At 71.3% G+C, this 20043-nt stretch carries 19 protein-coding genes; 7 read left to right on the top strand and 12 right to left on the bottom strand.

The features are described from left to right. Positions 1-16: 16 nt before the first annotated feature. The 7 genes from O7597_RS11200 to O7597_RS11170 form a co-directional block, all read right to left on the bottom strand. Positions 17-1657, bottom strand: coding sequence for a cation acetate symporter (locus O7597_RS11200; RefSeq protein ID WP_269740623.1), 1641 nt, complete (start codon positions 1655-1657; stop codon positions 17-19). Between the two features lies 1 nt (position 1658). Continuing rightward, positions 1659-2105: a hypothetical protein gene (locus O7597_RS11195; protein ID WP_269740624.1), complete on the bottom strand. Its 447-nt coding sequence runs from the start codon at positions 2103-2105 to the stop codon at positions 1659-1661. A 121-nt stretch (positions 2106-2226) separates the two neighbouring features. Then, positions 2227-4305, bottom strand: a complete 2079-nt coding sequence (locus O7597_RS11190; protein WP_281582684.1) for a carboxypeptidase regulatory-like domain-containing protein — start codon at positions 4303-4305, stop codon at positions 2227-2229. A 138-nt stretch (positions 4306-4443) separates the two neighbouring features. Next, positions 4444-5223, bottom strand: coding sequence for a LytTR family DNA-binding domain-containing protein (locus O7597_RS11185; RefSeq protein ID WP_269740626.1), 780 nt, complete (start codon positions 5221-5223; stop codon positions 4444-4446). Then, positions 5220-6446, bottom strand: coding sequence for a histidine kinase (locus O7597_RS11180; protein WP_269740627.1), 1227 nt, complete (start codon positions 6444-6446; stop codon positions 5220-5222). The genes O7597_RS11185 and O7597_RS11180 overlap by 4 nt, the downstream gene beginning before the upstream one ends. A 50-nt stretch (positions 6447-6496) precedes the next feature. Beyond that, on the bottom strand, positions 6497-8068 hold the full coding sequence (locus O7597_RS11175; RefSeq protein ID WP_164448911.1) for a sugar transferase: 1572 nt from the start codon (positions 8066-8068) through the stop codon (positions 6497-6499). 267 nt (positions 8069-8335) lie between these two features. Next, on the bottom strand, positions 8336-9196 hold the full coding sequence (locus tag O7597_RS11170) for a DNA-formamidopyrimidine glycosylase family protein (RefSeq protein ID WP_269740628.1): 861 nt from the start codon (positions 9194-9196) through the stop codon (positions 8336-8338). A gap of 24 nt (positions 9197-9220) precedes the next feature. On the opposite strand from O7597_RS11170, the gene O7597_RS11165 reads away from it, so the two are divergent. Continuing rightward, positions 9221-10528: a glycosyltransferase family 4 protein gene (locus tag O7597_RS11165; RefSeq protein WP_281582683.1), complete on the top strand. Its 1308-nt coding sequence runs from the start codon at positions 9221-9223 to the stop codon at positions 10526-10528. Between the two features lie 95 nt (positions 10529-10623). On the opposite strand, the gene O7597_RS11160 is transcribed toward O7597_RS11165, so the two are convergent. From O7597_RS11160 to O7597_RS11145, 4 genes are all read right to left on the bottom strand, one after another. Beyond that, on the bottom strand, positions 10624-11340 hold the full coding sequence (locus O7597_RS11160) for a CDP-alcohol phosphatidyltransferase family protein (RefSeq protein ID WP_269740630.1): 717 nt from the start codon (positions 11338-11340) through the stop codon (positions 10624-10626). Further along, the gene (locus tag O7597_RS11155; RefSeq protein ID WP_269740631.1) at positions 11324-12391 is read right to left on the bottom strand and encodes an iron-containing alcohol dehydrogenase family protein; all 1068 of its coding nucleotides are present in this window, start codon (positions 12389-12391) and stop codon (positions 11324-11326) included. Before O7597_RS11155 ends, O7597_RS11160 begins: the two co-directional genes overlap by 17 nt. Continuing rightward, positions 12379-13110 carry a phosphocholine cytidylyltransferase family protein gene (locus O7597_RS11150; protein WP_269740632.1) on the bottom strand — a complete coding sequence of 244 codons (732 nt, stop codon included), beginning with the start codon at positions 13108-13110 and terminating at the stop codon, positions 12379-12381. The genes O7597_RS11155 and O7597_RS11150 overlap by 13 nt, the downstream gene beginning before the upstream one ends. Positions 13111-13286: 176 nt before the next feature. Next, a complete protein-coding gene (locus tag O7597_RS11145) occupies positions 13287-13736 on the bottom strand; it encodes an NUDIX domain-containing protein (RefSeq protein ID WP_281582682.1) in 450 nt (149 codons plus the stop codon). 117 nt (positions 13737-13853) lie between these two features. Here O7597_RS11145 and O7597_RS11140 point away from each other — a divergent pair, with 117 nt between their 5' ends. The 4 genes from O7597_RS11140 to corA all read left to right on the top strand — a co-directional run bounded on the left by O7597_RS11140 (position 13854) and on the right by corA (position 17463). After that, positions 13854-14246 (top strand): CBS domain-containing protein, encoded by a 393-nt coding sequence (locus tag O7597_RS11140; RefSeq protein ID WP_269740634.1) that lies wholly within the window; start codon positions 13854-13856, stop codon positions 14244-14246. Between the two features lie 105 nt (positions 14247-14351). Then, positions 14352-14807, top strand: a complete 456-nt coding sequence (locus O7597_RS11135; RefSeq protein WP_269740635.1) for an ester cyclase — start codon at positions 14352-14354, stop codon at positions 14805-14807. A 128-nt stretch (positions 14808-14935) separates the two neighbouring features. Next, the gene (locus tag O7597_RS11130; protein WP_281582681.1) at positions 14936-16030 is read left to right on the top strand and encodes a PLP-dependent aminotransferase family protein; all 1095 of its coding nucleotides are present in this window, start codon (positions 14936-14938) and stop codon (positions 16028-16030) included. 374 nt (positions 16031-16404) lie between these two features. Further along, positions 16405-17463 (top strand): magnesium/cobalt transporter CorA, encoded by a 1059-nt coding sequence (gene corA, locus O7597_RS11125; RefSeq protein WP_281583234.1) that lies wholly within the window; start codon positions 16405-16407, stop codon positions 17461-17463. A gap of 116 nt (positions 17464-17579) precedes the next feature. On the opposite strand, the gene O7597_RS11120 is transcribed toward corA, so the two are convergent. Then, complete coding sequence (locus O7597_RS11120; RefSeq protein ID WP_281582680.1) at positions 17580-18368, bottom strand: hypothetical protein; 789 nt, start codon at positions 18366-18368, stop codon at positions 17580-17582. 59 nt (positions 18369-18427) lie between these two features. On the opposite strand from O7597_RS11120, the gene O7597_RS11115 reads away from it, so the two are divergent. Both O7597_RS11115 and O7597_RS11110 read left to right on the top strand, forming a co-directional pair. Continuing rightward, on the top strand, positions 18428-18955 hold the full coding sequence (locus O7597_RS11115) for a peptidylprolyl isomerase (RefSeq protein WP_164448853.1): 528 nt from the start codon (positions 18428-18430) through the stop codon (positions 18953-18955). 147 nt (positions 18956-19102) lie between these two features. Beyond that, positions 19103-20014, top strand: a complete 912-nt coding sequence (locus O7597_RS11110; RefSeq protein ID WP_269740638.1) for a rhomboid family intramembrane serine protease — start codon at positions 19103-19105, stop codon at positions 20012-20014. Positions 20015-20043 lie beyond the last annotated feature (29 nt).

Raw genomic sequence — 20043 nt, 5'->3', positions numbered from 1 at the left:
GGTGCCGCAAGCGCATTCACGAGTGGAGGGCGTCGGGGGCGTGCAGGCGGAGCATGGTGCGGCCGATGTCGGCCGGGGCGCGACGGCGGGTGGCCAGCGAGACCGCGATCATCACCGTGAAGGCCAGCGGCACCGTCCAGGCGGCCGGCTGGGCGATGAGGGTGGCCGGCCAGCCGGTCAGGGCCGGCCCGAGGACGGTGACCAGGACCGACGCCACGGCGGCCCCGCCGCCGACGAGGATTCCGGCGGCGGCGCCCGCGTCGGTGAGACCCCGCCACCAGATGCCGAGCACCAGCAGCGGGCAGAAACTGGACGCGGCGACCGCGAACGCCAGGCCCACCACCTGTGAGACGTCCAGACCGGAGACGTTGAGGGCGAGGACCGTCGGCACCACTCCGGCGATCACCGTGGCCAGCCGGAAACCGCGCACCGAGCCTCGACCGAGCACGTCGGTGGAGATCACCCCCGCGACGCTGGTGAGCAGCCCGGACGAGGTGGACAGGAAGGCCGCGAACGCCCCGGCGGCGACCAGCGCCGCCAGTAGTCGACCGGTGGTCCCGGCACCGAGTGCCGCCTCGGGCAGCAGCACCACCACGGCGTCGGTCTGGCCGGTGATCAGCAGTTGCGGTGTGTAGATCCGGCCCAGCACGCCGTAGATGGTGGGCAGCAGGTAGAAGACGCCGACCAGGGCAAGCACCACCAGTGTGGTCCGGCGGGCGGCGGCCCCGTCGGGGTTGGTGTAGAAGCGCACCAGCACGTGCGGCAGCCCCATGGTGCCCAGGAAGGTGGCCAGGATCAGCGAGTACGTGCCGAACAGCCCCCGGTCGTCGGAACCGGCGTCGCTGGGCAGCAACCAGTCGGTGGCACCGTTGGCCACCCCGGAGACCTCCGGCACCGGTTCACCCTCGGCGAAGCTCAGCTCGTCGCCGGGGCGTACCTCCAGGGTCTGACCGTCGGCGAGGGTGAGCACGGCGCGTTGCTCGACCACGACGGTGGTCGCGGTGCGGAACGTGGCTCCCTCGGGCGGGGTCACCGCCGGGCGACCGTCGGCCTGCCACTGCAACGCGAGGAAGATCGCCGGTACGGCCAGCGCGGTCAGCTTGAGCCAGTACTGGAACGCCTGCACGAAGGTGACCGCCCGCATCCCACCCAGGGCCACGTTCGCGGTGACGACGGCGGCCACCACCAGCGCGCCGACCGGGTACGGCGACCCGGCCAGCGTGGCCAGCGTCAGACCGGCACCCTGGAGCTGCGGCACCAGGTAGAGCCAGCCGATGAAGATCACGAAGACGGTGGCCAGCGTCCGTAGCCGGCGGGACCCGAGCCGCAGCTCGCAGAAGTCGGGCAGGGTGAAGGCACCGGATCGACGCAGCGGCGCGGCAACGAACAGCAGCAGGGCCAGGTAGCCGGCGGCGAACCCGACCGGGTACCAGAGCACGTCCACGCCGTACTTGAGGATCAGCCCGGCGACGCCGAGGAAGCTCGCCGCCGACAGGTACTCGCCGCCGATCGCGGCGGCGTTCCAGGTGGGGCTGACCACCCGGGAGGCGACCAGGAAGTCGGAGGTGGTGCGGGCCAGCCGCAGCCCGTAGAAGCCGATGGCGACGGTGACCAGGGTGACCGCCACGATCGCCGGTACGACGAGATTGTTGCCCACGTCAGCGCTCCGGCCGCTGGACCAGGTCGGTGAAGTCCTGCTCGTTGCGCTCGGCCAGGCGGACGTACGTCCACCCGACGGCGACCAGGAACGGGAAGGAGAGCACCCCGAGCAGCAGCCACGGCAGGTTGACGCCGAGCACGGTCATCCGGCCGACCGAGGGTGCGATGGCGAACAGCCAGGGCAGCCCGCCCAGCCCGACCATCACCACCGCCGACAGTTGCAGGGCCAGCGCCAGCTGAGCGCGGACCAGGCCACGGACGAGCGCCTCACCGACCCGGGTCTGCTGGGTCAGCTCGGTGTGGGTGCCACCCGCCCAGCGCGACCGGCGGGACACCTCGGCCAGCACCACCCGGGTACGCGCCGGTGGCCCGGTTCCGACGGTCGAATCGGAGGTTGCGTCGGGTTCGGGTCGGCGGGGTGCCGGCGGTGCATCCTCGGCGGCCATCCCGGCAGTCTGGTCCGCCGGACGGGATTGTCAAGGGGCCTGTGGACAACTTGTGGATAACGAGGTGGAGCTGTGGACAACCGCATGGCCCGGGGGCGCCTGTCGCCCCCGGGCCATGCCATCAGCTGGTCGAGATGACCAGATCAGCGGTCATCGAACCCGATGCGGGCACGGTGAACCGGGCCAGCCGTCGGGTGCCGTCCGGGTCGGTCACCTGGTACCGGCCCGAGTACATCTGCTCATCGTCGAAGTACACGTCGTAGCTGAAGAAGATCCGCTGGCGGCCGGTCAACCGCATGGTGAACTCCCCGTTGGAGACCCAGCCGCTACCGGCGTAGTCACCGGTGTCCACGCTGTGGGCGAGCACCCAGCCGCTGCGCAGTGGCGTGCCTTCGGTGTTGCGGAAGGTGCCGTTGAGCTGCACGCCACGCCTGAGCGTCGCGTCGAGGTTGGCGGTGGCGCCGGCACCTACCTGCACCGGAGTCGCGCTGAACCGGCTTGCCGCACCGCCGGACCAGACGGTCGCGTACCCCCCACGGCTGAAGACCACCGGCCACTCGTACGGGCCGAGCCGGCTCAGCGTGTAGTCGCCCTGGTCATCGGTGACGGCGTCCTCGGCGCCGACGCCAGGATGGCCGGTAAGCACCGAGACGTTGACGTCCGGCAGGGCAGCGCCGGTCTCGGCGTCGGTGACCCGGCCGGTGACCTGGCCCGCCCGGTCGAGCTGGATCACCGGGCCGGTGGCCACCTGGCCGACGGTGGCGGTGACGGTCGCCGCCTCCCGCTCGTCGCCGGTACCGCCGGCGGCGCCCACCCACTGCCGGCCGTACGTCGTGTTCTGCGGTACGGCGAAGAGCTTGTACTCACCGGCGGTGAGCGGACCGACGCGAACCTGGCCGCTGCGGTTGCTGCAATTGCCGTAGCCGTCCCGCAGCGTCGCCCGCTTGGGCGCGAAGGCGTCCAGGCAGACCCCGGAGACGGGCGAGCCGCTCTGTCGGTCCAGGACGGTGGTGGTGATGACCGCGCCCGGACGGAGCTTGATGGTCAGCTCGGTGGTCTGGTCGGCACGCACCCGTACGCCGGTGCGCTCCCGGGGGAAGTACCGGCCGTCGGGCGCGTACACGTAGATGTCGTGCCGGCCCTGGGTCAGGTCGCTGATGGTCACCCGGCCGCTGCCGTTGCTGCACCCGTCGTGGGCGCAGAAGTTGGCCACCGGTGCTCCGGTCACCGAGTCCACCGCGCTGATCCGTACGGAGCCGGTGCCCAGCAGGCTGTCGGTGATGGCGGTTTGCTCGCCGCCGCGCACGGTGACCAGTTCGGCCTGGTCGGATTCGAGCTGCCCCGGGTAGTACTGGTGCCGCTCGTTCGTGTAGAGGCCGACCTTGTAGGTGCCGGCGAGAAGCTGGGCCTCGAAGGTGCCGTCGGCGCTGGTCCCGTCCGAGTGCACGCTGTACATGTTCGGGGTGTAGACGTAGACGTCCGCGTTCGTCAACGGTGCCCCGGCGGCGGTGGTGAACCGGCCAGACAGCGTGCCCACGGACAGTACGGTGTCGTCGGCCACGACCCGCGCGCCTTCGGTGACCTCGAAGAGGGTCGCGCTCTCCTCGTCCACCTGCCCTGGCACGTACTGCCTCTGGTAGGAGCCTTCGATCGGCTCGAATTGCACCCGGTACCGGCCCGCGACCACGTCCATCTCGTACCGGCCGTTTTCGTCGGTGCGTGCGCTGGCCACCAGGTTGGCGTCGGCCTCGATGGCGAGCACCCGCAGGTCGAACACGGGCTCACCGGCGGCGTCCAGGAGCTGGCCGGAGATGGTGCCGGTGGGCAGTAACTGTTCGTCGACCGTGGTCGTGGCACCCGCGGTCACGACGACCGGGTCGGCGTCCCAGGGTCGCAACTGTTGCCGGTAGTACTGCTCCGGACGGCTGTCGGGCAGGTATCCGACGGTGTAGGACCCCGGGTTGAGCTGGGGCAAGGTATACGCACCGTCGGCGTCGGTCATCGTGCTGGCCAAGACGTCGTACTCGCCACTGGGATAGACGACGACCGGGACGTCAGGTGCGGCGGCGCCGGCGGCGGTGGTCAACCGGCCGCTGATCGTGCCGGTCGAGGCGGCCAGCGCGGGTGTGGCGCCCGGCAACAGCACGGCGGCGGCCGTGACGCAGGCCAGGGCGGCCCGGCGGATGAGGGGGATATGCATAGCTGTCCAAACCGGAGGGGGTGGGGCGGCTCAGGCAGGCACCGCGCCCACGCCGGTCCCGCGCCCCGTGTTGGACCGGCCACCGGAGGATAGAACAGCAATGATCTCTATAGGGGGCGAGAACGGCTCACCGGCCGGTCAGCGGCTCCACTCCTGCTTGGCGGCCCGGACCAGCTTGTCCTTCAGCTCGCGGGTGTGCCGCCGGCTCACCGGCAGCTCGGTGTCGTCGATGACCACCACGTAGCCGGAGTTGACCAGGCGGAGTTCGGCGATCAGCCGCAGCTGCACCAGGTACGACCGGTGGATCCGGACGAACCCCGCATCGGCCCATCGTTCGGCGAGCGTCGCCAGGGAGACCCGTACCAGGTGCGAACCGTCCGCCGTGTGCAGCCGGGCGTAGTCGCCCTGCGCCTCGACCCACCGCACTGCGGAACGGGGCAGCATCCGGGTGGTACCGGCCAGCTCGACCGGGATGGTGGGATCCTCCTCCGCCCGGGCCAGCGCCGCGGGATGGGTGGGTACCACCCGCGCGCCGACCACCCGGCGCAGCGCCTCGGCCAGCCGCTCGGCGCGTACCGGCTTGCGTACGTAGTCGGTGGCACCCACGTCGAAGGCGTCCGCGGCGCCGTCGTCGTACGCGGTGACGAAGACGATCGCCGGCGGTCGGGCGAAGCGGCGCAGTACCCGGGCCAGCTCCATGCCGTCGAGGCCAGGCATCCGGATGTCCAGGAAGACCACGTCCACGTCGTCGTCGCGCAGCACCCGCAGCGCCTCGGTCGCGTCACCGGCCGTGTGCAGCCGGGCCACCCGGGGGTCGGCCCGCAGGTGGTACGCCAACTCGTCGAGTGCCGGTGGCTCGTCGTCGACCGCCAGCACCCGCAGGAAGCCGGCGCCGGGGGCCGGGCCGGAGCCGGTCACGAACCGGCCCGTACGCCGGGGTGGAACTTCGGCACCCGCATGCTCACCTTCGTACCCGAGCCGACCCCGGTCTCGACGACCAGGCCGAAGCCGTCGCCGAAGACCGACCGCAGGCGCTCGTCGACGTTCGACAGCCCGACGTGCTGGCCCGGATCGTCCCCCGGGTCGCCGGTGGACCCGGCCAGCTCGGCGATCCCCGCGGTCAGCGTGGCCGGATCCATCCCCACTCCGTCGTCCTCCACCGTTATGTGGCATTCGGCGCCCGCGTCCCGGGCCTCGATGCTCACCATGCCCGTGCCCGGCTTGCGCGACAACCCGTGGCGTACCGCGTTCTCGACAAGTGGTTGCAGGCACAGGAACGGCAGGGTCACCGGCAGCACCTCGGGGGCGATCTGGAGCCGCACCTGGAGCCGGTCGCCGAACCTGGCCCGTTCGATGGTCAGGTAGCGGTCGATCGAGCGCAGCTCCTCGGCCAGCGTGGTGAACTCGCCGTGCGCCCGGAACGAGTACCGGGTGAACTCGGCGAACTCCAGGATCAGCTCCCGCGCCCGTTCCGGGTCGGTGCGGACGAAGGAGCCGATCGCGGTCAGCGCGTTGTAGATGAAGTGCGGGCTGATCTGGGCGCGCAGGGCGCGTACCTCGGCCCGGGCCAACCGCTCCCGGGACGAGTCCAGCTCCGCCAGGGCCAGTTGGCTGCCGGCCCAGTGGGCGGTCTCCAGGGTGGCCTGGACCAGACCGGGTGCCGGTGCGCCGTCGGTGACCGCGACCAGCGCACCGGCGATCCGGCCGGACGCCCCACCGAGCGGGGCCACCACCGCGCCCCGGACCGGACAGTCGATCCGGTCGCAGGTCAGCTCCGCCTCGCCCAGCACGGTGGAACGCTCGGACGCGATCACCCGTCGGGCGGCGGTCCGGAGCTGCTCCCGGTGGTGCGCGCCGCGTCCGTCCAGCGCGAGCAGGTCGTCGGCGTCGGTCAACGCCAGCCCTTCCGCGCCGACCAGGGTGCGCAGGTGACGGGCGGCCTTCGCCGCGCCAGCCGGGCTGAGTCCGGCCCGCAGCGGTTCGGCGGCCAGTCCGGCGGTGTGCAGCACCTCGTAGGTCGCCCGTTGTCCGGGCGTGGCGATGCCGCGCCGACCGCGCAGCCGACCGACCGCGTACAGCGCCCCGGCCAACACACTGACCAGTGAGAAAACGCCGATCACGGCGGAGATGTTGCCACCCACGTCGACGATCCTGCTGGTTGCGGGCGCTGCGGGAAAGGGGTGGGCGCCGGTCAGTAGGCGCCCTTGCGCGCGACCACCACGCCGACGGTGCGCCACAGGATGCTCAGGTCGTACGCCAGCGACCAGTTGTCGACGTAGTACAGGTCCAGCCGGACGGCCTCGTCCCAGGAGAGATCGGAGCGACCGGACACCTGCCACAACCCGGTCATCCCCGGACGGACCAGCAGTCGGCGTCGCACATCACCGAGGAAGTCACCGTCGTCGGCGGGCAGCGGACGCGGCCCGACCAGCGACATCTCACCCTTGAGCACGTTGATCAGCTGCGGCAGCTCGTCGAGCGACGAGGCGCGCAGGAAGCGGCCCACCGGGAACACCCGCGGATCCTGCTTCATCTTGAACAGCATGCCGTCGGTCTCGTTCTGGTCGACCAGGCTGGCCAGCCGGTCCTCCGCGTCGACGTACATGGTCCGGAACTTCCACACCCGGAACGTGCGCCCCTCGTGCCCCACCCGGGGTTGCCGGAAGAACACCGGACCCGGGTCGGAGATCCGGATCGCGATGGCGATCGCGATGAACACCGGGATCAGCGCGAGCAGTCCGAGCCCGGCGGCGACCCGGTCCATCATGTTCTTGGCCAGCAGCGCCGGCCCGGAGAGGGTGGGCTCCTCGACGTGCAGCAGCGGCAGGCCCTCGATCGGGCGGATGTGCACCCGGGGCCCGGCGATGTCGGTCAGCTGTGGGGCCACCACCAGGTCGACGCCGGAGCCCTCCAACTGCCAGGCCAGGCGGCGCAGCTCACCGGGTTCGGCGCTGGCCGAGCCGCAGACCGCGATGGTGTCCGCGCCCATCTCGCGGACCAGGGCCAGCACGTCGCGACCGGCGTACACCGGGACCGGGGTCTGCACGCCCTTGGCGGCCGCGTACCCGTCGGTGATGTGGATGGCGACCGGGACCAGCCCGGCGGCCGGGGTGCGGGTGACGGCTGTGTACACCTCCAGGCACTCCGGCAGGGTGCCGACCAGCACCATCCGGTGCGCCGCCTGCTGGATGTTGCGCCGGACGGTGTGCAGCACGAAACGGGCCAGGATCCGGCCCAGCAGGATCAGCAGCAGCGCCAACAGCAGCGCCGTGCCGACGGTGAACCGGGACAGGTCGGTCTTGGTGGCGAAGGCGAGGAACGACAGCGCCGCGCAGACGGCGACCCCAGCCCGGATCACGCGCTTGAACTCGTCCGGCCCCAGCCCGAGACAGCGCCGGTCGTAGGCCCCGTTGAACCAGAGGGTGACCAGCCAGCCGAGCGGCAGCAGCAGGAACGCCACCGTGTAGAACCAGGTCGGGTCGTTCTGGGCCTGGTGGAAACCCGCGGTGGCCTGGTCGAAGGTGCGGATCGCGGTGTAGCTGGCGAAGGCCGCGGCGGCGAAGTCGAGCAGCAGCAGGATCGCCGTGTACGGCCGGTGCCAGCGCGACACGCGACGCCGCGCCCGAGCCCACGCCGATCGGGGTACGCCGTTCGGAGACGGCGGGTTCGGCGGCTGGATCTCGAAGCTGTCGACGTGCCGCACGAGTCTGCTCCGGCCTTCGTTGGTCACCGGGCGCTGGAGGCTAGCCGTCACCTCACCCATGTCCTCCCGCATGACCCGTGGCGTTCACTCGCCGTGACCGCCCGGGTCGCCCACCGTTCCAGTTTCCCACGCGAGTTCCGTTCCGTCGCCGACCCGAGGGACATTGCGCGGCGGCCACCTACCGCCTGGGATCTGGCCGGCCCCATGCCATCCGGAAGCCGGGGACCGGGGCCACTATACCGATGGATGGCGGCCCCGGTAGAGCGCCGGACCGGTGGTTGCGCACCGCGCGTCCGATTCCGCTCCGTAATCAGTGAGTGGTGTTACTCACCGTACGAGTCTGGACAACCGTCGGTCAGCAAGCGGCTTTCCGCCGGTCTGGCAGGTGGGGCAGTACTGGAGGCTGGAGTCGGCGAACGAGACCTCCCGTACGGTGTCGCCGCAGACCGGACAGGGCAGCCCGGTACGGGCGTGCACCTTGAGCCCGGACCGCTTCTCGCCCTTCAACTCCGCCGCCCGCTGCCCCAGCGACCGGGTCACCGCGTCACCCAGCACCCGTCGGGTAGCCGCGTGCAGGGTCGCCATCTGGTCGTCGGACAGCCGGTCGGTCAACGCGAACGGCGACAGCTTCGCGGCGTGCAGGATCTCGTCGGAGTACGCGTTGCCGACCCCACCGAGCACCGACTGGTCGGTGAGCACCCCCTTGACCTGGCCCCGGCGGCCACGCAGCGCGCTGGCGAAGGTGGCCAGGTCGGCCGAGAGCGCGTCCGGCCCGAGCTTGGCCACCCCCGGCACCACCTGCGGGTCCGTAACCAGGTAGGCGGCGAGCTTCTTCTGCGTACCGGCCTCGGTCAGGTCGAAGCCGGAACCGTCGTCGAGGCGTACCCGGATGGCGATCGGTCCCTTGCCGGGGCGTAGCGGGACGGTCGAGGCGAACGCCTCCCGGTAGTGCAGCCAGCCGGCGCGGGCCAGGTGGACCACCAGGTGCAGACCACCGTCGAAGACCACGTCGAGGAACTTGCCGTATCGCCGGGCGTCGGTCACCGCCCGGCCCGCGACGGCGGTCGGCGCCGGGTCGTACGTCTTCAGGGCGCTGATGGCGGCGACCTCCAGACGGTCGACACGCCGGCCCACCGCACGCTGTCGCAGGTAACCGGCGAGCGCCTCCACCTCCGGTAGTTCGGGCATCGTCCAACGGTAGCCTTCTTTCCCGTGAGAATCGTGGTGGCGCACAACCGGTACCGAGAAGCTCAGCCGTCCGGTGAGAACACCATCGTCGACGCCGAGATCGCCCAGCTCACCGCCGCCGGGGTGGAGGTGCTGCCGTTCCTGCGCAGTTCGGACGAGATCCCGACGATGCCGAGGACGGCGAAGGCGCTGCTGCCGATCTCCCCGATCTACGCTCCCCGCGCCCAGCAGGAGCTGGCCCAGCTGCTCACCGAGCACCGGCCGGACGTGCTGCACCTGCACAACCCGTACCCGCTGCTGTCGCCCTGGGTGGTGCGGACCGCGCACCGGCACGGGGTGCCGGTGGTGCAGACGGTGCACAACTACCGACAGGTCTGCTCCTCGGGGCTGTACTTCCGGGACGGCATGATCTGCCAGGACTGCCGGGGTCGGGCCCTGGGCGTGCCGGCGGTGGTGCACCGCTGCTACCGGGGATCGCGGGCGCAGAGCGCGCTGATGGCCACCACGCTGGCCGTGCACCGGGGCACCTGGAAGTCGGTGGACCGGTTCATCGCCCTGACCAGCGCCGTCGCGGATCACCTGCGCGACTACGGCATCCCCGATTCGCGGATCGTGGTGAAACCGAACGGGATTCCGGACCCGGGTACGCCCGCTCCGCTCGGTCGGGGTTTCCTGTTCCTCGGCCGGCTCTCTCCGGAGAAGGGGCTCGGCCTGCTGCTGGAGGCGTGGCGCCGGCACCCGGACGGGGCGCTGGGCCCGCTGCGGGTGGCCGGGGACGGCGAACTGCGCCCGCTGGTCGAGGCGGCGGCCGAACGCGCGGACGTCACGTTCCTCGGCCCGCTCGATCGGGCCGGCGTCCGCGACGCGCTGACCGCGAGCGCCGTGGTGCTGGCCACCTCCACCTGGCACGACGTGCTGCCCACAGTGATCATCGAGGCGCTGGCCAGTGGGCGGCCGGTGCTCGGCACCGCGCTCGGCGGCATCCCGTACCTGCTCGGCGCGGACACTCCCCGCGAACCCGCCGGCACCGGTCCGGCGGTGACCGCCTCGGCACCCGCCCCGCCCAGCCCCGGCGGGCCCACAGCCCCCGTTGCGCAGGCCGGCGGGGCGGTTACCCAGCCGCAGACCGGCCTCCCGGTCGGGATCCGGGCCGGCGAGGCCGGCTGGGTCGTGTCGCCGGACCCGGCCGCGCTGGCCGCTGCGCTGCCGATAGCCGCCGCCGGAGCCGCCGCCCTGTCCAGTTCCGCCCGGAACCGCTACGAGCGCACCTTCCACCCCGACGTGGTCACCAAACGCCTCATCGACGTCTACGCCTCCCTAACCCACCCCTGATCAACCCCACCAACAGCCTGGTTGATCATGAGGTTGGCGGCACTAATTGATCTTCAAGGTGCCGCTAACCTCATGATCAACGGGGTGGGGCAGGGTTAGCGGAGGGAGGTGTGGGCGGAGAAGGCGATGCTGGCCAGGAGGAAGGCGCCGTTGACCGCGGTGAAGGCGATCATCGCCCATAGGGTGAGGGCTGGGGCGACGGCCAGGACCAGGGCGGCCACGAAGATGACGGCGCCGTAGTCGCGGACCAGCTTGACCAGGCGTACCGGCAGGCTGGTGGAGGTGACCATGCTGGCCGCGTTCGGGCCGGACTGCATCACCGAGGTGACCAGGTTGACCATCCAGGTGCCGGCGAACGCCGCCACCAGCCAGGTCGGCGTCGTCGGCCGCTGCGCCACGGCGGTGGCGGACAGGGCGGCGACCAGGGCGATCTGGGCGGCCACGTCACAGAGCACGTCGACCCGGGCGCCCGCCGCGCTGCCCTGCCCGGTCACCCGGGCCAGCTGACCGTCGGCGCAGTCCAGGGCGTACGCGATCTGCCAGCCGACGAGTGCGACCAGCCCGACCAGCGGAGCCGGCACCTCCCCGGCGGCGACCGGCCCGGCGAGGGCGACCACGGTGACCGAGGTGGCCAGCCCGAGCAGCAGGTTGGTGATGGTCAACGCGGTCGGCCGGAGCCCGAGACGCTGGGCGACGAGCGCGAAGACCGCGCCGATCCACTGGCTGACCGACTCGCTGAACAGGCCACCGCCCCGGTTCACCCGGTGGAAGTCGGTGACCGTGGGGTGGGACGGCTCAGCCAAGGTGCTCACGAAGGGCGTCAACGTAGTCTCCCAGCCGGGTACGAAGGTCGTCGGCGGACAGCGTCAGGTGTTCGAGGATCGTGTAGCGGTCGGGACGGGTACGCGGGGCGAAGGCCACCGCCTCGACGAACTGCTCGTCGGTCAGCCCGAGGTCGCCGGGTCGGGTGGACAGCCCGTGCCGGTGCAGGCAGCGGGCGAGCTGGCCGAACCGTTCCAGGTCGCCCCGGAGGAAGGTGCAGAAGAGCGCACCGAGGCCGGCCTGCTCCCCGTGCGAGGCGGTGCTCGGGAAGAGGTGGTCGATGGCGTGCGAGATCTCGTGGTCGCCGCCGCTGGCCGGCCGGCTGGACCCGCAGATCGACATCGAGATGCCGCCCAGGATCAGCGCCTCGGCCAGCGTGGTCAGGAACCCGTCGTCGGTGATCTTCCCGGGATGGTTGACCAGTGCCTCCGCACCGGTGCGAGCCAGCGTCACGGCCAGCCCGTCGATCGGCTCGCCGCGAACCTCGTGGGCCAGCTCCCAGTCGGCGCAGGCGCTGAGGTTGCTCACCGCGTCGCCGATGCCAGCCTGGGTCTGCCGGTCCGGTCCGTTCTCCACGAAGTCGAGGTCGACCAGGACGGCGATCGGGATGTGCACCCCGTACGAGCCCTTGCCGCCCTCGTGCGTCAGCGACGCCACCGGAGAGGCGATCCCGTCGTTGGCGAGGCTGGTCGCCACGGTGACCATCGGGATGCCGTAGCGGGTGGCGGCGTACTTGGCGGTGTCGATGGTCTTCCCGCCGCCGATCCCGACCACGGCGTCGTAGTTGCGGCGGCGCAGCTGGTCCCCGAGCTCGTTGGCGGAGTCGACGCTGCCGCCGGCGACGGTGAACACGTCGGCCGACCCGAGCGAGGGCCGGCACAGCTCCACGATCTTCTCGCCCTGACCCGGGCCGACCACCACCGCGACGTCGCCGCCGCTGGAGATCCGACGATCGGCCAGCAGCGAGCCGAGGTCGGCCACCGCACCCCGGCGGACCTCGATCGACAGCGGCGTCGCGACGGTACGGGCTAGTAGCGGCACGCGATCTCCCGCGCCCGGGCCAGGTCGGCGTGGTTGTCGACCTCGACCCAGGCCACGTCACCGATCGGTGCGGCCCGGACCTCGCCGCCACGGTCGGCGAACTCCTGGTACCCGTCCTCGTAGTACAGGTTCGGGTCGCGTCGCCAGGTCGCCTCCAGGGCGTCGGCGAGCGGCTCGGCCACCTGCGGCTCGATGAGCGTGGCCCCGATGTACTCGCCGTACGCCTCGCCCGGGTCCATCAGCTTGGTGATCCGGGTGAGCTGGCCGGCGGCGTCGAAGGTGGTCTTCATCTCCTCCTCGGCCAGCGGCTTGAGGGTGTCGACCGCGAGCAGCACGCCCGGCCCCCGCTCGGCCAGCAGGGTCTTCTCGATGCTCACCGGGTGCACGGTGTCGCCGTTGACCAGCAGAACGCCCCGGGAGAACCAGGCCCGCGCCAGCCAGAGGGAGTACGCGTTGTTCCACTCCTCGGCCTTGTCGTTGGGCACCAGGGTGATCGTGACGCCGTACCGACGCTCCAGCTCTGCCTGGCGTTCGCGGACGGCGTCGGCGGCGTAGCCGACCACCACCACGACCTCGGTGAGCCCCACCTCGGCCAGGTTGCGCAGCGCGATGTCGAGGATGGTGATCTCGCCGTCCACCGGCACCAACGCCTTGGGCAGGGTGTCGGTGTACGGGCGCAGCCGGCGACCCGCGCCAGCTGCCAGCACCATTCCGACCATGCCCGCATCAGTTTCTGTTCTCGCAGCGTTCACCGAAGGAGGATAGCGCCGCCCGGGGCGGCGCTGTCGCCGGTCAACCGGCCACCGCTCGTCCCCGTCCGGCGGCGACCTCGGTCAGCCCCGGCAGAACCGCCGGGTCGGCTCGTCACCCGGTGACCGCGGCCCGGCCGCGTCGCTCACGAACCGGTGGACCGCAGGACGGCGAAGGCCCGCTCGGCGATGTGCCGGATCAGCCCGTCGTTGACGTCACGGTGCTCGTCGAGCAGGTCGAGGTCGCCGGGGCCGAGCCAGCGGTACTCGGTGTGCTTGCCGGCCTCCAGCACGGGTGCGGCCAGATCGCCGTCGACCCGGACCAGCCAGTCACTCTCGATCCGGGCCAGGCCGTCGTCCCCGACGTAGCGGTACTCGCCGATCTCGGCGATCACCTCGGTGACCCGCCAGCCGGTCTCCTCGGTGACCTCCCGGTGCAGCGCGTCCTGCACGGACTCGCCCGGTTCGAGGTGCCCGCCGACGATGTCCCAGCAGTTGGGGAAGAGCCGCCGGTGTGGCGAGCGGCGTTGGAAGAACAGGCGTCCGTCGGGGGCGACGATCAGCGCTCCCGCGCAGCGCAGCGGCTCGGTGGGCACGTCAAGCACAGTAGTCGCGACCGTACCGCCACGACGATGTCCGGTCTTGTCCTGGAAACCTGCGGGGCTCACCATTGCGGGTAACCGGGTGCAGCCGTCCCAAAGGGGTGATGTGTCATGCAGGTTCGGGAAGCCATGTCCAGTGAGATCCTCGTGGTCGGTCCGGAGCACACGCTCCGGCAGGCGGCGCGGATGATGTCGGAGCGCGGTATCGGGTCGGCGGTGGTGATCGACCCGGATTCCGAGGGCATCGGGATCATGACGGAGCGCGACGTGCTCAACGCGATCGGAGCCGGGCTCGACTGCGATATCGAGCGGACCGGGGCCCACCTGACCTGGGACGTCGTCTACGCGGGGCCGGAGTGGACGATCGAGGAAGCGGCGGCGGCGATGGCCCGGGGTGGCTTCCGGCACCTCGTCGTCCTCGACGGTCGCGAGGTCGCCGGGGTGATCTCGGTACGCGACATCATGCGCGTGTGGGCGGCCAGCCGGATGGTCGGCACCGGCTGACCACGGTGGGCCATCGGTCGATCCGTCGCGGGTTGGGCAGGCTGATTGGCGGGTAATGCCCTAGCTGCGGGCGCGGGCGGAGCGTGTCCCGCGTGGGGAGGCGTGATGCGTGGCGCGGACCGGTTGATCCAGCAGCAGTACGAGATGCTCCTGCGGCGGGACGTGGCTCGCCTGCCGGAGCTGTACGCGACGGACGCCCACTACGCAATGCCGGGCGTCACGGTGCGTCCGCCCGAATTGCCGGCCCTGCTGCGTACCTGGACGGGTGCCTTTCCCGACCTGCGGGTCGAGCCGCTCGGTGCGGTACGCACGGCCGGTGGAGCGGCGGTCGAGCAGTTGCTGACCGGCACCCATACCGGCGTGCTGCACACGCCGTTCGGGACCGTCGCGCCCACCGGACGGGACGTCGCCTGGGAGGTGGTGGACGTGGTCCGGGTGCGCCGGGGGCGGATCGCCGCCTGGCGGTCCTACTTCGACTGGGGCCAGCTGATGACTCTGCTGGGTCTGCAGGTGGCGGGGACGTCCCGGCGGCCCTCGGAACCGGTGGGCGTTCCGGCCTGAGCTGCCGCACAGTCGGCGCGGGCGGGTCAGCCACCGGACGCGCCCGTTCACCCGACCCGGTGGCTCAGGATGCGGACATCGCCGTGCCTTCCGCGTACGTCCCACCTCCGCCCGTACGCTGAACAGCCATGACCGCCGAGCAGCTGATCTCCTTCGCCCGTGGCGCCCCCTCACTGGACATCGTCGATGTCGAGGGGCTCAAGGCCGCCGCCGTCCGCGCCTTCGACGCCGACCCAGCCGGGGTGACCGCGTACGGCACCTCCGTCGGTTACGTCCCGCTCCGCAGGTGGATCGCCGAGAAGCACGGTGTCGAGGCGGAACAGGTGCTGGTCACCAACGGCTCGTTGCAGGCCGACGCCTTTCTCTTCGACCACCTGGTCCGCCCCGGCGACGCGGTGGTGGTGGAGCGGCCCACCTACGACCGCACCCTGCTCAACCTGCGGAACATGGGCAGCGAACTGCACGCCGTCACCATCCAGCCGGACGGGATGGACACCGCCGAGCTACGCAAGCTGCTGGAGTCCGGGGTGCGCCCCCGGCTGGCCCACGTCATTCCGAACTACCAGAATCCGGCGGGTGTGACGCTGTCCCTGGAGAAGCGTCGCGAACTACTGGACCTGGCCGCCGAGTTCGGTTTCACGATCTTCGAGGACGACCCGTACGCCGACATCCGGTTCCGGGGTGAGGCGCTGCCGTCGATGCTGTCGATGGACACCCGCAACGTGGTCGTGCACGCCTCCAGCTTCACCAAGACCGTCTGCCCGGGCGTTCGGGTGGGCTACCTGGTGGGTCCGGCCGACCTGATCGGCGACATCGCGAAGAAGGCGACGAGCCTCTACATCTCGCCCGGCATGGTGTCCCAGGCGATCGTGCACCAGTTCTGCGTGTCGGGGGACATCGGCCGGTCGATCGAGACGGTGCGGGCGGCCCTCGGCGAGCGCGCCACCGTGCTCGCCGAGTCGCTGCGCCGGCACATTCCGCAGGCCCGGTTCGTGGAGCCCGACGGTGGCTACTTCCTCTGGGTCGAGTTGCCGGAGGACGTCGAGGTCGACCGGCTGGCCCCGGCGGCGGCCGAGCGTGGCGTCGCGGTGGTCAAGGGCAGCGACTTCGTCCTGGACGGTGGGCGGCACGCCCTCCGGCTGGCCTATTCGGCGGTCACCGCGGACCGGATCGACGAGGGCGTTCGGCGGCTGGCCGACGCGATGACGTCGGTGCGTGGCTGAATTTCTGTCGGCTTTCTGACAGAACAGCGATACCGGCCGGCTCGGGTCTCCCACTGACGGGGCTCGGGGCCCACAATGCTGCGAGCGTTACTCACCACGCGTAGGCACAACCCCCGCCCCCACGGCGCCGGGCGGGCCGGATCGCCCCCTCACCCCCCGATGCGGTCCGGTCCGTCCGGCGCCACCCCCCGGCCGTCCGGCCATGATCGCTACGGCGGCGTAACCTGCAAACCGCAGCCGGCGGGGGGGAGGGCGTGATGACGGAGCGGACGCGGCGCACGGGGACGACCGCCCCGGCCACCGCCGGCAACCGGACCGCGAGCACCAACGGCGGCCGGGCCCTGCGGCCGCGGAGCTGGTCGCCGGTCCGGGCCGTGACTCGTCGGCTCAGCCCGGACGGACCGCAGTCCGGCCAGCCGTCGACCGAGCGGCCACGCAGCGCCGTGGTCGACTGCGCGCTCTACCTCGACGGTCAGCGGCAGGCCGGCGACTGGGACTACGCCGACGCGCTGGCCGCGGCGCGTGGTGCCGAAGCGGGTTTCGTCTGGCTCGGCCTGCACGAGCCGGAGCTGGCCGAGATGACCGAGATCGCCACTACCTACGGGCTGCACGAGCTGGCCGTGGAGGACGCGGTCAAGGCCCAACAGCGTCCGAAGCTCGAACGTTTCGGCGAAGTCAGCTTCCTGGTGCTGCGCACCGCCCGGTACTGCGAGCACACCGAGCTGACGGAGAACTCCGAGGTGGTGGAGACCGGGCAGGTGATGCTCTTCATCGGCCCGCAGTTCGTGATCAGCGTCCGGCACGGTGACGCCTGCCGGCTGGCGCCCGTCCGCGAGGAGTTGGAGGCTCGCCGGGAGCTGCTGCTCAACGGCCCCTGGGCCGTCGCGTACGCGATCACGGACCGGGTCGTCGACCTCTACCTGGAGGTCGCCGACCAGCTCGAGGACGACATGGACGTGCTGGAGACGGAGGTGTTCGACCGCCAGACCAGCGGCCGGATCCAGCGGATCTACCAGATGAAGCGGGAACTCGTCGAGTTCAAGCGGGCGGTGATGCCGTTGCAACGGCCGCTGGTGACGCTGACCTCCCAGATGAACCGGGACGTGCCCAAGGAGGTGCGCCGCTACTTCCGGGACGTGCAGGACCACCTCAGCCGCACCGTCGAGCAGGTCAACTCGTACGACGATCTGCTCAACTCGATCCTCCAGGCGCGGCTGGCCCAGGTCACGGTCGATCAGAACAACGACATGCGCAAGATCGCGGCTTGGGCGGCCATCGCCGCCGTGTGGACCGCGATCGCCGGCATCTACGGCATGAACTTCGACTTCATGCCGGAGCTGAGGATGACCTACGGCTACCCCGTGGTGCTGGCCCTGATGCTCAGCATCTCGTTGGCCCTCTACCGCTGGTTCCGCCGCAACGACTGGCTCTGACCCTCGCCCCACCCGACCGCGCGCCGCGCGGTCGCGTCGACCATGAAGTTGTTGCCGCGCTCACCGGAGTGTCGCGGCAACAACTTCATGATCAACCCCGTCGGGGGCGGGAGGGGTCAGGCGCGGGTGTTGGACTTGTGGTTGGTGGCCTTGCTGAGGTCGTCGGCGGGGCGGCCGGTGGTGGTGCGGGCACCCTCGGCGGTCGAGGGGACCTTTCCGGAGGTGGCGACGCCGGACGGGGCGGTAGCGGTGGTGGCGCTGTCGCTGGCGGCCACCGCCGAGCTGCCCGCGCCGGTCGAGACCTTGCCGGCACCGGCCGGACCGGCCGTACGCACCTCGATGGTCTCCACCTCCTCGTGCATCGGCTCAAGCGCGGCACCCGCGTCGTACTCGGCCCACTCCTGCTGCTCACGGTGCCGACGCAGGGCCATCGCACCGGCGAGACCGGCCACCGTGCCGGCGGCCAACAAGCCGATCATGGTCCCGCTCCGGCGGGACTTCTTCTTCGCCTTCATCTTCTTCGCCTTCCTGGTGACCGAGGCCTGCTTGGCGAGGGCTGCCTTCTTTCCCTTGACGGCCCGATCGGCCGCGTCGGACTGCGCGTGACGCACGGCCAGCGCGAGCGGCGCGAGAGCCGCGGCCGTCGACGCGAGGCCGCTCGACGCCCGGTCCCGGACGACGACGGCGGTCGGTGCCACCGCACCGCGAGCTGCCTGGAACCGAGGGCCGACCGTGTCGCCGGCGCCTCTCGCGGCATGCGTAGCGGCCTGCCGCAGGTGACCGATGCCGCGGTTCAGTTCGGTCCGGGCCAACTGCGCCTGGCTCTTGCGCCGCCAGTTTCCAAACACGGTCCCACCTCCTGGGAGTTGCTCTGTCTCATCCTCCACCTTCGGATGCCTCCGCATGTCCAGATCGGGCACATGGGAGGATCCGCATGGAACTGACCAACGAGTAAGGAGTACCCGTGGCCGAGGCTGTCTACGCCACCGTGCACACCAACGCCGGCCCGATCCGGCTGGAACTCTTCGCCAACCACGCGCCGAAGACCGTTCGCAACTTCGTCGAGCTGGCCGAGGGCACGCGTGAGTACACCGACCCGCGGACCGGGCAGCCGGGCAACGGTCCGTACTACGACGGCACCATCTCGCACCGCGTGATCAGCGGGTTCATGATTCAGATGGGCGACCCGACCGGCACCGGGCGTGGCGGGCCGGGCTACACCTTCGCCGACGAGTTCCACCCGGAGCTGCGGTTCGACCGGCCGTATCTGCTGGCGATGGCGAACGCCGGGCCTGGCACCAACGGTTCGCAGTTCTTCATCACCGTCTCGCCGACGCCGCACCTGAACAACCGGCACACCATCTTCGGACAGGTGGCCGACGAGCAGTCCGCGAAGATCGTCGAGGCGATCGCCAACACCCCGACCGGCCCCAGCGACCGGCCGCTCCAGGACGTCGTCATCGAGCGCATCGAGATCGAGCGCTCGGCCTGACCCGCGCTGGACCCGGCCCGCCGGCCGAGGCTGGGCGCGGCGGGCCGGGCGCGGGCGAGCTGGACGGGGCACACGCCTACCCGCCTGAGCGGTGGCTCGGGGTACCTTTGCTCGCATGACTGAGCGCTCGGGTGTCTGGGGCCAGCGATGAGCGAGTCCCCGCCGACCACGCCGGCCTGCTATCGCCACCCGGGCCGGGAGACGTACGTCCGCTGCACCCGCTGCGACCGGTCGATCTGCCCCGACTGCATGAACGAGGCGTCGGTCGGCTTCCAGTGCCCGGAGTGCGTGTCGGAGGGACGCCGTAGCGTGCGGCCGGCGCGCACCGCCTTCGGTGGCGGGGTCGTCGGTCGGCAGGGTTACGTGACCAAGACCCTGATCGCCCTCAACCTGCTGGTGATGCTGGTGTCGATCGCCTCGGACCGGGGCGGCGACGCGGCGGCCGGCGGCAACGGCTTCGGCGGGTTGATGGGCGGCGGCACCCCGTTGACCGAGTGGGGCGCGGTGCTGGGTCGGGCGATGTTTCTCGACGGCACCGTCGGCGGCGTCGCCGAGGGCCAGTGGTACCGCCTGGTCACCGCGATGTTCCTGCACTACGGCGTGGTGCACCTGCTGCTGAACATGTGGGCGCTCTGGGTGCTCGGTCGTTCGCTGGAGGCGGTGCTCGGGCCGCTGCGCTTCGCCGCCCTCTACTTCATCGCCGGCTTCGGCGGCAACGTCGCGGTCTACGTGTTCAGCGCGCCCAACCAGATGTCTGCGGGAGCGTCGACCGCCATCTTCGGCCTGTTCGCGGCGATATTCGTGATCATGCGGCGACTCGGGCGGGACACCTCGGCCATCGTCCCCATCCTGGTGATCAACCTGATCTTCACCTTCACCGTGCCGCAGATCTCGATCGCCGGTCACCTGGGCGGCCTGGTGTTCGGCGCGCTGATGGCCCTGGTACTGGCCTACGCGCCGCGCTCGCGCCGGACGCTCGTGCAGGTCGGCGGTGGCGCGATCATCCTCGTGGTGCTGCTCGGGCTGGCCCTGGTCCGCACCGCCGCGCTACTGGGCTGACCGCTGCCGGCGCCGTGCCGGCGGGACTG

Origin of the sequence: Verrucosispora sp. WMMC514 (assembly GCF_027497295.1) — a bacterium.
Classification (GTDB): Bacteria; Actinomycetota; Actinomycetes; order Mycobacteriales; family Micromonosporaceae; genus Micromonospora; species Micromonospora palythoicola.
This window is presented reverse-complemented; position numbering and strand designations above follow the sequence as displayed.

Bases quoted from the DNA above. Each gene is read 5' to 3' on its own strand.
- O7597_RS11120 (WP_281582680.1), bottom strand. From the start codon at position 18,368: ATGCGGAGGCATCCGAAGGTGGAGGATGAGACAGAGCAACTCCCAGGA.
- O7597_RS11130 (WP_281582681.1), top strand. From the start codon at position 14,936: ATGACCGCCGAGCAGCTGATCTCCTTCGCCCGTGGCGCCCCCTCACTG.
- O7597_RS11135 (WP_269740635.1), top strand. From the start codon at position 14,352: ATGCGTGGCGCGGACCGGTTGATCCAGCAGCAGTACGAGATGCTCCTG.
- O7597_RS11175 (WP_164448911.1), bottom strand. From the start codon at position 8,068: ATGGGTGAGGTGACGGCTAGCCTCCAGCGCCCGGTGACCAACGAAGGC.
- O7597_RS11150 (WP_269740632.1), bottom strand. From the start codon at position 13,110: ATGGTCGGAATGGTGCTGGCAGCTGGCGCGGGTCGCCGGCTGCGCCCG.
- O7597_RS11195 (WP_269740624.1), bottom strand. From the start codon at position 2,105: ATGGCCGCCGAGGATGCACCGCCGGCACCCCGCCGACCCGAACCCGAC.
- O7597_RS11190 (WP_281582684.1), bottom strand. From the start codon at position 4,305: ATGCATATCCCCCTCATCCGCCGGGCCGCCCTGGCCTGCGTCACGGCC.
- O7597_RS11140 (WP_269740634.1), top strand. From the start codon at position 13,854: ATGCAGGTTCGGGAAGCCATGTCCAGTGAGATCCTCGTGGTCGGTCCG.
- O7597_RS11170 (WP_269740628.1), bottom strand. From the start codon at position 9,196: ATGCCCGAACTACCGGAGGTGGAGGCGCTCGCCGGTTACCTGCGACAG.
- O7597_RS11110 (WP_269740638.1), top strand. From the start codon at position 19,103: ATGAGCGAGTCCCCGCCGACCACGCCGGCCTGCTATCGCCACCCGGGC.